The following is a 10,659-nucleotide window of genomic DNA, read 5'->3' as shown; positions in this document are numbered from 1 at the left end:
GGCTCGGTCGGACTGCTGTCCGACGCCATCGAATCATTCGTCAACCTGGCCGGCGCCTTGATGGCCCTGTGGATGCTGACGCTGGCCGCGCTGCCGGCGGACGACGAGCACGCTTACGGATACGGCAAGGCGGAGTATTTCTCCAGTGCCTTCGAGGGCTTCCTGATCCTGCTGGCGGCCCTGAGCATCGGCTACGCCGCGATTGCCCGGCTGAGCAATCCTCAACCGCTCGAAGAAGTCGGCGTCGGCCTGGCGGTGTCGGTGCTGGCTGCGCTGATCAACTTCGCCACTGCCCGCATCCTGATGCAGGTGGGCAAGGCGCACGACTCGATCACCCTCGAAGCGGATGCGCATCATTTGCTGACCGACGTGTGGACCTCGGCCGGGGTGATTGGCGGGGTCGGCCTGGTCTGGCTCAGCGGCTGGCTCTGGCTCGACCCGATGATCGCGCTACTGGTCGCCAGCAACATCCTGTGGACCGCCTGGCATCTGATACGACGTTCGTTCGCCGGCCTGCTCGATGCCTCGTTGCCCACCGCAAAGCTGCGCCAGATCGAAACGCTGCTGGCCACCCATCGCCAACAGGGACTGGCTTTTCATGCCCTGCGTACCCGCCAGTCAGGCAGCCGCAGCTTCGTCAGCCTGCACGTCCTGGTACCAGGCGACTGGACGGTGCAGCAGGGCCACGACTGCGTCGAGCGGATCGAGGACGAGATTCGTCGTTTCCTGCCCCATGCACACGTCACGACCCACCTCGAACCCCTGGAAGATCCTGTGTCGATGATCGACCAGGGGCTTGAGCGGCCACCGGCGGACAGCAAATAGCCATTCCTGCTTGCGCGGCGAGACATCGATCGCTGGCGCCAGGCCTGATCGCGCACTTCCCCATACCGGGGCACGTCACGCGTTCGTCTGACCGTCGTCCTCAACTGCCACCGGTGAACCCACGGCAAGCTGCAAACGGGATGCCGCACTGCCACGATTGACCGCGATTTCCACCAGGCCGACGCTGTTTTCGTACCAGAACGCCTGGCCAGCCGGCACCTCGGCGAACACCCGCGCCGACGAAACCGGCAAGCCGTCCAGCATCAGCCTCGCCGGCGGAGCAACATTCGCTGCCCGCAACCCGGTCATCGCGTTGCCATAGTGGTCGATGTAGATCACCTGCGCCAGGTCGTCCGCCGGCAGCGTCTGCTCCAGATCGGCGCACGGCGCCAGCTCCGCCGTCGGCCAGTCGCCGGCGGCGATGCGCGCGGCGAGCGGCGCGAACAGGTCGCGACCATGGAAGGAAGCCGACAACCCGGCGGGCCGCCAGTTGATGCGCCAGATACGCAGCGCCCGGGCACGCGCCGCAACCACCCCGAGCAGGCCGTTGTCCGGTCCAAGATAGTATTTGCCATCCGCTTCCAGAACGATGGCCGGGCGATCGCTGCCAACGCCGGGATCGACCACCGCCAGAAACACGCTGCCCGCATCGAAGCTCGTCTGCAAGGCCGCCAGCAGATGGGCGGCGGCCCGTGGTGCGAAATCGGGCGCGCGGTGCAGCAGATCGATCAGCGGCATGTCGCGCCGGCCGTGGCGCAGCAGAGCCGCCTTCATCTGGCCGACGTAAGGGTCGTCGATGCCGAAGTCGGTGAACAGAACGATCATGGCAGATCCGGAGCGAAAGAGTCGACCGCCAGCATAACGTGCACCCGGCGTCAGACCCAGTGGCGCGTTTCATGCAAAATGAGTTGCAGTCGATGATCTGGGTTAAAATCGATCGTCGCAGCCAGCCAACCAACCGGAGGAAGCGCTTCCATGAGCTATTTCAGGCATCACGTGTTCTTCTGCTGCAATCAGCGGGGCGAGGGAGAAACCTGCTGCAACAACGCCGGTGCCACAGCCGCACAGACCTACGCCAAAGATCGCATCGGCGAACTGCGCCTCAAGGGTGCCGGCAAGGTGCGCATCAACAAGGCAGGCTGCATGGACCGCTGCGACAACGGTCCGGTTCTCGTCGTTTATCCGGAAGCCGTCTGGTACAGCTACGTCGACAACGAAGACATCGAGGAAATCATCCAGGAGCACCTGGTGCATGGACGCGTCGTCGAACGGCTACGCATCTGAAACCGGGCCGCGGCTTCGACGGCCCGGCCGCCGGTGCCGTGCCACTGCCCGCGCTGCACCGCAAATGCCTGGGGGAACCCATGAAACAAGTGCTCTCTCGCTGCCTGCTGGTCGCCGCAACCCACCTGCTCTGCCCGGCAGCCCTCCCGGCCGATGAAGACAAGCCCCTGATTCCGAAAACGCTGAACGAACAGCTTGTGACCATAACTGTCGGCACCGGCTGGTCGCGCATCGACCTCGAGACCACACTTTTTGTCCCGCCAGGAGCGGGCCCTTTTCCTCTGGTCGTCATCAACCACGGCAAGACTGCCGGCGACCCGCGCTTCGAGCCGCGCGCCCGTTATCTGGCCGCCAGTCACGAGTTCCTCAGGCGCGGCTACCTGGTGGCCATCCCCATGCGACCTGGCTTCGCGAAATCCGCTGGCAGCCCTGTCGACCCGGGCTGCAACATTGAAAGCAATGGCCGCGTACAGGCGGAAACGATCATCGACTTCCTGCGCGAGATGCGGACGCGACCCGACGTCGATGCCGACCGCATCCTGGTGATCGGCCAGTCGCACGGCGGGTTGACCGCGATGGCCATCGGCGCAATCGGTTTCCCGGGCTTGCGCGGCATTCTCAACTTCGCCGGCGGCCTGCGCTACACCGCTCAGGGCTGCCTCTGGGAGCAGGCCCTGGTCGATGCCTTCGCCGCCTACGGCAGGAGCAGCCAGGTTCCCTCGTTGTGGTTCTACGGCGACAACGACAGCTACTGGGGTAAGCAACTGCCCGGAGAAATGTACCGCGCTTTTGCCGCGGCCGGAGGACAGGCCGAACTGGTCTCCTATGGCACCTTCGCCGGTGGCGACGCGCATCTGATGTTCGACAGCCCACAGGGGGTGGCGATCTGGTGGCCGGAGAGCGAACGCTTCCTGCGTCAGGTCGGGCTGCCGACCGAAGTACGCTTTGCCATCCTGCTCACCCCCCGGCCTGCCAGAACGGAGTACGCGGATGTGCAGGACGTCGAGGCGGTGCCGTATCTCGATGACCACCGGCGTGAGCTCTACGCCAATTTCCTGACCCTGCCCCGGCCACGCGCATTCGCCATCGCTGTCACGGGCAACGTCGGCTGGGCACACAGCGGACCCGACTCTCCGGCATCGGCACTGGAGAATTGCGCGCGCGTCGCAAAACGTCCCTGCTCGCTGTACGCGGTCGATGACGAGGTCGTCTGGCCGGTGGACAAGCCGGCCCGTCAATCGGGTGCCGGCGGATGGCAGGCACCCGCAACGGAACCGTAACCACCCGGCCTGCCGCGATGGCAGACCCAGGCACAGCAACGAGACCGATGATCTCCGCACCCCAGCCAGCGAAAGGAGTCCACAACAATGAAACTGCACCCGGAACATGTGCTGCTCGACGGCCCGGTCGGCAAGATCGACATCACCATCGAGAACCCCGGCGCGCCGCGTGGCATCGCGCTGATTGCCCACCCGCATCCGCTGTTCGGTGGCGGCAATACCAACAAGGTGGTGCAGACGCTGGCGCGCACCTTCAACCATCTCGATTACGTCGCGCTACGTCCGAATTTCCGCGGCGTCGGGCAGAGTGAGGGCAAACATGACGATGGCCAGGGCGAGACCGAAGACCTGCTGGCCGTGCTGACCGAAGCGAAGTGCCGCTATGGAAATCTGCCGGTGGCGCTGGCCGGATTCTCCTTCGGCGCCTACGTCCAGACACGGGTCGCCGCAGCCCTGCTCGAATCCGGCCATCCGGCACAGCGACTGGTGCTGGTCGGCACCGCCTCGGGTTTCGTCGAAGGCGCGCGCCGCTACCATACCAAGGCGGTTCCCGGCGACACCATCGTCATCCACGGCTCGGAGGACGCCACCGTGCCGCTGGCCAACGTCATCGAATGGGCCAAGCCGCTCGAACTGCCGGTGATCGTCATCCCCGGCGCCGACCACTTCTTCCACCGCCGCCTGCACGTCATCCGCGAAATCGTCAGCCGCGCATGGCGTCATTGAACGCCGCCGCTGCAGACACCGCCACGTTCGGCGGCGCCGCCCTGCAGGTCAGCGGTCTGCGCAAATCCTACACTGGTCAGACGGTGGTGGACGGCGTCGACTTCACGGTTCCCGCTGCCACCTGTTTCGGGCTGCTCGGCCCGAACGGCGCGGGCAAAACGACCACCCTGCGCTGCTGCCTCGGCCTGACCCCGGCCGATGCCGGCACCATCCGCCTGGCTGGCCACGTGCTGCCCGAACAGGCAGAGGTGGCCCGGACACGCGTCGGCGTCGTCCCGCAACTCGACAACCTCGACCCCGATTTCAGCAGCCGCGAGAATCTCCTGGTCTACGGGCGCTACTTCGGCATCAGCGATGCCGTGCTGCGGGCGCGCATCCCCGACCTGCTCGACTTCGCCGGTCTTTCCGGCAAGGAAGGGGCGAACATCCAGTCGCTGTCCGGCGGCATGAAGCGACGCCTGACGCTGGCCCGCGCGCTGATCAACGACCCCGACATCGTCTTTCTCGACGAACCGACCACCGGCCTCGACCCGCAAGCCCGCCACCTGATCTGGGATCGCCTGAAACGCCTGATCGCCCACGGCAAGACGCTGATCCTGACCACCCACTTCATGGACGAAGCCGAGCGCCTCTGTGACCGTCTGGCGATTCTCGATCACGGCCGGCTGATTGCCGAAGGTGCGCCGCGCGAACTGATCGCCCGGCACATCGAGCCACAGGTGGTCGAGATCTTTGGCGACGCCGCCACCACCTGGGCGCGGCGCAGGCAGGGCCTGGGCGAACGTCTGGAAACAGCCGGCGACACCGCCTTCTTCTACTGCCGCGACGCAGCACCGTTACTCGGCGCACTCGCCGGCACGCTGACCCTGCGCTACGTTCATCGCGCCGCCAGCCTCGAGGACGTCTTCCTCAAGCTGACCGGGCGGGATCTCAGGGACTGAAAGCATGAGCCACCGATGGATCGCCCTGCCTCGCCCCGGCTGGCGCTGGCTGCCGGTGTGGCGACGCAACTTTCTGGTCTGGCGCAAACTCGCCATCCCCTCGATCCTCGGCAACCTAGCCGATCCGCTGATCTACATGCTCGGTCTGGGCTACGGTCTGGGCAGACTGCTGCCGGCCGTACAGGGGGTGGACTACGTCCGCTTCCTCGCGGCGGGCACCATCGTCGCCAGCACCATGAACTCGGCGACCTTCGAAGCCCTCTACTCCGCCTTCTCGCGCATGCATGTCCAGAAAACCTGGGACGCGATCCTCAACACGCCACTCTCGCTCGACCACGTGCTGACCGGCGAACTGGTCTGGGCGGCCAGCAAGAGCCTGCTGGCCGGCGTCGCCATCCTGCTCGTCGTCGGTGCGCTCGGTCTGGCCGCCGCGCCGCTCGCCCTGTGGATCGTGCCGGTGATCTTTCTCACCGGCCTCGCCTTTGCCGCCCTCGGCCTGATCGTCTGTGCGCTGGCGCCGTCCTACGATTTCTTCATGTACTACTTCACGCTGTTCATCACGCCGATGCTGCTGATTTCCGGGGTGTTCTTCCCGACCGACCAGTTGCCGGGCGTCGTGCAGACGATCGCCGCCTGGCTGCCGCTGGCGCACGCCGTGCAACTGGCGCGGCCGCTGCTGCTCGGACAGGTTCCCGAGAATATCGCCGGCCATCTGGCCGTGCTGCTGCTCGTCGCCGGCGTCGGCTTCTGCTTCGCCAGCGGACTGACACGGCGGCGCCTGCTCAAGTAACGGACCGACGTCAGGCTGGTTCGCGTGGGACAGGAATGCAGGGCTTGGCCAGGCCTGGCCTTTGCCGCGACAGACTCAACGGCGACAAGGTGTGGGCGGCCGCGCACCGCCCGCACTCACTCGCCGACACTGACCGGCAGCGGCGCCATCTCCTTGTAGAGCAGGCCGAGCGGCGGCTTGCGCGAGACGGTGATGATGCGGGTTCCGGGCGGGTAGATCAGATGATAGGAGAGAAACATGTGTGCCTCCTCACTGTCGAGGAGAATCTGACGCAAGGCCGCATAGCCGGGATGCCCGAGTACCTCGACCTCGTCGTAATCGTGACGGTTGAGCCGGATCGAGCGGCGGTGGAACTCGACTTCGGGGCGGTTCTCGCCCAGCAGTGCGTGCATCAGGCGGTAGCGAATCTCCGGCAGGACGATCACCCCGACGCAGTCGGCGCCGACCAGCCACTCGACCGCCCGGGCTTCGCCGACCGGGTCCGGTTCGTGGTCGCCAAAAGCCTGGCACCAGCGCGGGAAATACGCCGAGTAACGGCGAATCAGCTTTTCCATCACGGCGCGCCGCTAGCGGCTGCTCGCCGCGCGGTCGATCAGATGGCTGACGACATCGGTGTCCGAGACGAAACCCTGCAACTCGTTGTTGTCGATGACCAGCACGCTCTTCACCGAGTACTGGATCATCAGACGCGCCAGATAGCGGATTTCGAGATGCTGCGAGACCTGCAGCGCCGGTTTCTGGGCAATGTCATAGACATTGAGCAGATCGATGTCGCCGTCCTCGGCGATCACCGCCTTGGCGACGTCGCGATAGGCGACCAGGCCGTAAGCATCGCCCGAATGGCGCTTCTCGACCACCAGCGACTTGACGCCGCGCTCCTTCATCATCATCAGCGCCTCCCGCACGGTGGCCAGCGGGCTGATGGTGATGATCTTCTTCTTCATGATTCCGGCAACCAACATGGCAAACTCTCCTCGAGTCAGTGATTTTTCTGTGCAAGGCAGGGGATGAATGCAGCGAGGCCGCTCACAGGTCCTCCTCGACCTCGCGCCGAAAAGCCTGCATCTGCGCCAGTCCGATGCCGACCACACTGCCCAGCGGCAGCGAGAAGGCCAGGCCACCGCCCGGCAGATCCAATTTCATCTGCATCTTGACCGTCCGCAAGATGCGCATGGCGAGCAGCTTCTCGACCACGCAGAGCAGCAGCGACTCCTTGCGCTCGAGGCCGAGTCCGAGGAAGGTCTTGCGCTCGTTGTGCCGCAGGCCCTTGCCCTTGAGAATGGTGATGCCGGTGGCACCGGCTTCCTTGAGGATGTCGACCGCCCGATTCTCGTCCTCTTCGGGAACGATCAGTACGACAGCAGAAAACTTCATCGTGTTGACTCCTTGACAGGTTTCCTGGCGCGCAGCAACCAGGTGGCAAGCATGCCATAGGACATGACGATAATCATCGGCAGCAACGAGGCGAAGGCGATCAGGCCGAAACCGTCGATCATCGGGTCGCGACCCGGCGTACGTTCGGCGAGACCGACACCGAGCGCCGTCACCAGCGGCACGGTCACCGTCGAAGTGGTCACCCCACCGCAGTCGTAAGCGATCGGCACAATGAAGTCAGGTGCAAGCTTGGTCATCGCCAGCACCAGCAGGTAACCGGGAATCAGCCAGTAGGCGATGTTCGTGCCGTCGATGATCCGCGCGCAGCCGATGACGATGCCGATGCCCACGCCAACCGAGACCAGAAAGCGCAGCCAGAAGCCCTTGAGCTGCCCGAGACTGACGTCGTCGGCCTTGATCGACAGCGCGATGAGTGCCGGCTCGGCCATGGTCGTCGCGAAACCGATCAGGAAACCGTAGAGGTAGACCGCCCACATCGGCACGCCGTCGCGCATCAGGCCATTGGTCATCTCGTCGCCGAGCGGGAAGAGGCCGACCTGCAAACCCTCGTCGAACATGAACAGACCGACGGCGACCAGCACCATGCCGACCGCCAGGCCCCTGGGATCGGCCAGCGGGCGACGCAGGATGACGAAGCTCGAAAACAGTACGACGGCGATGATCGGCAGCAGGTTGCGGACCATGACCCCGAAATCGATCAGCATTTCGAGCGCGGCGTACTGGTGCTGATCGTCGCTCGGCATCATCAGCACCGACGTGCCGGCCGTTGCAGGAACGAAGAACAGGATCCCGTAGAGCTGAATGATGATCATCGGCGCCAGGGCGCCGAAAGCGATCAGGCCAAAACCGTCGAGCAGCGGATTACGCCCGCGGATACTGGTCGCCAGGCCCACACCCAGCGCGGTGAGCAGCGGCGCGGTGACGGTCGAGGCGACCACACCACCGGAATCGAAGGCCAGACCGACCAGTTGCGGCGGCGAAAAGACGGTCAGCACGATGACTATCAGATAACCGGGAATCAGGTAGTTGCCGATCGAGTGGCCGAGGACGATGCGCCAGACGCCCACCACCACTGCAATGCCGACGCCGAGTGCTGCCACCATGCGCAAGGTCAGTGCTCCCATGCTGCCGCCTGACACCGCTTCCGCCTTGTAGGCCACGGCCATCAGTGCCGGCTCGGCGGCTACCGAGGCAAAGCTGACGAAGAAGGCGAAGAATACCAGCCAGACGAACGAGCCACGCCGGGCAAAGTCGAAGGCCATCGTCTCGCCGGCCGGGAAGATCGCTGCGTCCAGCCCCTTGACGAACAGGGCCAGGCCGAGCAGAACGACCGCAAAGCCGCCGATCAGCGCCACCGGGCTGTCCGGCATGCGCTGGATGAAGAAGGCCTGGAACACGACCACCACGATCAGTGTCGGCGCCAGGTCGCGCGCCGCCTCGTGCAGGAGTTCGCGGATGACGCGGAGCAGCGAACCGAGACCCATGCTAGCTTTGATCGCCTGTTTGTCCGCCGGGAATCGGTGGACAAACAGACTGGCAACGGGCATTCACGTGTCCCGCGGGCGGGCGGCAGGGAGCTGTCCTTGTCATGGCGCGAATCATGCCCGATAAGCCACGCTACGGCAAGACTTGCCCGGTTAGAGCTGATTGGCATGAAACGGGCGGGGTCGGAACAGCTCCCGCGGCCCTGCCCCGCCGGCTGCCACCACTTGGAACCCGGCCAGCGGGCGATCTCGGTCCTTGGCAGGGAAGCAAGAGGGGCATCCGTTCAGGCGGCGCAGATCGTCTGCCCCCGCGCAAGCTCCGGACGGAAGATGCCGATTGACGGCAATGATCGCCAGCGGCGATACTTGGATGTTGGCGTTTGATCCGTTCATCATGTCACGGGTGCCGCCCGGCGCACCAGCCGTTGCGGGCACTGGCAACGAGCAGCGCCGCCTCCATGACGGCGAGGGCGGGCGGCTGACTGATCTCGTTTTCCAGTCGCAGGGGTAAATCATGCTCAACCGCTTCGCACCGGCGCTCCATATTCTCGGCATTCTGATCGTCGGTTTCGGCGGTCTGATGTTGCTGCCGCTCAGCGTGGCGTGGCTGACCGCGGACGGGGCCCACAGCGCCTACGACGAAGCCGTTCTGATCACCATCGCCAGTGGCGTCCTGTTGTCGTTCTCGGTTCGCCGGCAGAAGCGCGACATGAGCGTGCGCGACAGCTTTCTGCTGGTGGTGCTGATCTGGTCGCTGCTGCCGGCTTTCGGCGCCCTGCCGCTGTATCTGCACATCAGGGACCTGTCATGGACCGACGCCTATTTCGAGGCCGTCTCGGGTCTGACCGCCACCGGGGCAACGGTGCTGTCAGGCCTCGATCACCTGCCGCTGTCGATCAACTTCTGGCGTACCTTCATGCACTGGGTTGGCGGCCTCGGCGTGGTGGTGCTGGCGGTGGCCATTCTGCCAATGCTCGGTTTCGGCGGACGCAGCATGCTCAAGGCCGAAACACCGGGTCCGATGAAGGACTCGAAGATAACGCCACGGATCACCGAGACCGCCAAGGGGCTGTGGGTCGTTTACGTGATTCTGACGATCGCCTGCACCACAGCCCTCCATCACACGGGAATGGAACCCTGGGACGCGTTGATGCACGCCATGTCGATCATGGGCCTGGGCGGCTTTTCGACCAAGGACGCCAGCCTCGGCCACTTCGACAGCCTCGAGATCGAACTGGTGGTCATTTTTTTCGCGTTGCTCGCGGGCATCAACTACAGCACCCATTTCCTCGCCCTGGCGAAGCGCTCGCTGCGTGTCTATCGCTTCGACGTCGAGGCACACTACTTCCTCGGCTTTCTCGCCCTGAGCATCCTCGCTCTTTCGCTCTACCTGTGGCCGGACGAACTCTACGACGATTTCCCGACCACGCTGCGCTACGTCGCTTTCCACTCGGTGTCGCTGGCCACCTCGCTGGGCTTTGCCACGACCGATTACGCCCAGTGGCCGCTGTTCGGGCAACTCTGGATTCTCTTCCTCGGCAGCTTCGTCGCCTGTTCCGGTTCGGCCGGTGGCGGTATCAAGATGGTGCGCGCGGTGATCCTCTACAAGCAGGTATTCCGCGAACTGATGCGGGCGATGCACCCGCGCAGCCTGCACAGCGTGCGCTTCGGCGAAACGTTGATCCCCGACCACGTGCTGCACGCGATCCTCGGCTTCCTGTTCATCTATGTCGTGTCGATCGTCTCCCTGACCCTGCTCCTGATCGCCACCCGGCTCGACGTGATCACCGCCTTCTCGGCCATCGTCGCCTGCATCAACAACACCGGCCCTGGCCTCAACCTGGTCGGGCCGGCCACCACCTACGCCGTGCTCACCGATTTCCAGACCTGGGTCTGCACCTGGGCAATGCTGCTCGGCCGCCTCGAAATTTTCA

12 protein-coding genes are annotated in these 10,659 nt (G+C 64.8%); 7 read left to right on the top strand and 5 right to left on the bottom strand.

The window, feature by feature from the left end:
* Nucleotides 1-825: cation diffusion facilitator family transporter (locus tag JNK99_RS00660; RefSeq protein WP_291847150.1), on the top strand; the 825-nt coding region annotated here is incomplete at its 5' end.
* Nucleotides 826-900: 75 nt separating this feature from the next.
* On the opposite strand, the gene JNK99_RS00655 is transcribed toward JNK99_RS00660, so the two are convergent.
* Entirely contained in the window at nucleotides 901-1,650 is a 750-nt protein-coding gene (locus tag JNK99_RS00655) for an SAM-dependent chlorinase/fluorinase (RefSeq protein WP_291847148.1), read from the bottom strand.
* A gap of 150 nt (nucleotides 1,651-1,800) precedes the next feature.
* Between JNK99_RS00655 and JNK99_RS00650 the strand changes: the two genes are divergently transcribed.
* The 5 genes from JNK99_RS00650 to JNK99_RS00630 all read left to right on the top strand — a co-directional run bounded on the left by JNK99_RS00650 (nucleotide 1,801) and on the right by JNK99_RS00630 (nucleotide 5,846).
* The gene (locus tag JNK99_RS00650) at nucleotides 1,801-2,109 is read left to right on the top strand and encodes an NAD(P)H-dependent oxidoreductase subunit E (RefSeq protein WP_291847146.1); all 309 of its coding nucleotides are present in this window, start codon (nucleotides 1,801-1,803) and stop codon (nucleotides 2,107-2,109) included.
* A gap of 80 nt (nucleotides 2,110-2,189) precedes the next feature.
* On the top strand, nucleotides 2,190-3,389 hold the full coding sequence (locus tag JNK99_RS00645) for a CocE/NonD family hydrolase (RefSeq protein WP_291847144.1): 1,200 nt from the start codon (nucleotides 2,190-2,192) through the stop codon (nucleotides 3,387-3,389).
* Between the two features lie 87 nt (nucleotides 3,390-3,476).
* Nucleotides 3,477-4,115 (top strand): alpha/beta fold hydrolase, encoded by a 639-nt coding sequence (locus tag JNK99_RS00640; protein ID WP_291847142.1) that lies wholly within the window; start codon nucleotides 3,477-3,479, stop codon nucleotides 4,113-4,115.
* A complete protein-coding gene (locus JNK99_RS00635; protein ID WP_291847140.1) occupies nucleotides 4,103-5,056 on the top strand; it encodes an ATP-binding cassette domain-containing protein in 954 nt (317 codons plus the stop codon). The genes JNK99_RS00640 and JNK99_RS00635 overlap by 13 nt, the downstream gene beginning before the upstream one ends.
* A 4-nt stretch (nucleotides 5,057-5,060) precedes the next feature.
* A complete protein-coding gene (locus JNK99_RS00630) occupies nucleotides 5,061-5,846 on the top strand; it encodes an ABC transporter permease (RefSeq protein ID WP_291847138.1) in 786 nt (261 codons plus the stop codon).
* Between the two features lie 116 nt (nucleotides 5,847-5,962).
* On the opposite strand, the gene JNK99_RS00625 is transcribed toward JNK99_RS00630, so the two are convergent.
* The 4 genes from JNK99_RS00625 to JNK99_RS00610 all read right to left on the bottom strand — a co-directional run bounded on the left by JNK99_RS00625 (nucleotide 5,963) and on the right by JNK99_RS00610 (nucleotide 8,788).
* Nucleotides 5,963-6,400, bottom strand: a complete 438-nt coding sequence (locus JNK99_RS00625) for a hypothetical protein (RefSeq protein ID WP_291847136.1) — start codon at nucleotides 6,398-6,400, stop codon at nucleotides 5,963-5,965.
* 12 nt (nucleotides 6,401-6,412) lie between these two features.
* The gene (locus tag JNK99_RS00620) at nucleotides 6,413-6,808 is read right to left on the bottom strand and encodes a CBS domain-containing protein (RefSeq protein ID WP_291847134.1); all 396 of its coding nucleotides are present in this window, start codon (nucleotides 6,806-6,808) and stop codon (nucleotides 6,413-6,415) included.
* A gap of 64 nt (nucleotides 6,809-6,872) precedes the next feature.
* Complete coding sequence (locus tag JNK99_RS00615; protein ID WP_291847133.1) at nucleotides 6,873-7,220, bottom strand: transcriptional regulator; 348 nt, start codon at nucleotides 7,218-7,220, stop codon at nucleotides 6,873-6,875.
* The gene (locus tag JNK99_RS00610; protein WP_291847131.1) at nucleotides 7,217-8,788 is read right to left on the bottom strand and encodes a DUF1538 domain-containing protein; all 1,572 of its coding nucleotides are present in this window, start codon (nucleotides 8,786-8,788) and stop codon (nucleotides 7,217-7,219) included. The genes JNK99_RS00615 and JNK99_RS00610 overlap by 4 nt, the downstream gene beginning before the upstream one ends.
* A gap of 451 nt (nucleotides 8,789-9,239) precedes the next feature.
* Here JNK99_RS00610 and JNK99_RS00605 point away from each other — a divergent pair.
* The coding region (locus JNK99_RS00605; RefSeq protein ID WP_291847128.1) for a potassium transporter TrkG at nucleotides 9,240-10,659 on the top strand (1,420 nt) is incomplete at its 3' end.

The sequence above is a fragment of the Accumulibacter sp. genome (genome assembly GCF_016789985.1).
Taxonomy (GTDB): Bacteria; Pseudomonadota; Gammaproteobacteria; order Burkholderiales; family Rhodocyclaceae; genus Accumulibacter.
Note: the sequence above shows the minus strand (reverse complement) of the source record. Positions and strands in the feature narration are given on the sequence as shown.

Excerpts from the sequence above, each read along its gene's own strand:
- JNK99_RS00655 (WP_291847148.1), bottom strand. The coding sequence starts at position 1,650 with ATGATCGTTCTGTTCACCGACTTCGGCATCGACGACCCTTACGTCGGC.
- JNK99_RS00650 (WP_291847146.1), top strand. The coding sequence starts at position 1,801 with ATGAGCTATTTCAGGCATCACGTGTTCTTCTGCTGCAATCAGCGGGGC.
- JNK99_RS00645 (WP_291847144.1), top strand. The coding sequence starts at position 2,190 with ATGAAACAAGTGCTCTCTCGCTGCCTGCTGGTCGCCGCAACCCACCTG.
- JNK99_RS00640 (WP_291847142.1), top strand. The coding sequence starts at position 3,477 with ATGAAACTGCACCCGGAACATGTGCTGCTCGACGGCCCGGTCGGCAAG.
- JNK99_RS00635 (WP_291847140.1), top strand. The coding sequence starts at position 4,103 with ATGGCGTCATTGAACGCCGCCGCTGCAGACACCGCCACGTTCGGCGGC.
- JNK99_RS00630 (WP_291847138.1), top strand. The coding sequence starts at position 5,061 with ATGAGCCACCGATGGATCGCCCTGCCTCGCCCCGGCTGGCGCTGGCTG.
- JNK99_RS00625 (WP_291847136.1), bottom strand. The coding sequence starts at position 6,400 with ATGGAAAAGCTGATTCGCCGTTACTCGGCGTATTTCCCGCGCTGGTGC.
- JNK99_RS00620 (WP_291847134.1), bottom strand. The coding sequence starts at position 6,808 with ATGTTGGTTGCCGGAATCATGAAGAAGAAGATCATCACCATCAGCCCG.
- JNK99_RS00615 (WP_291847133.1), bottom strand. The coding sequence starts at position 7,220 with ATGAAGTTTTCTGCTGTCGTACTGATCGTTCCCGAAGAGGACGAGAAT.
- JNK99_RS00610 (WP_291847131.1), bottom strand. The coding sequence starts at position 8,788 with ATGCCCGTTGCCAGTCTGTTTGTCCACCGATTCCCGGCGGACAAACAG.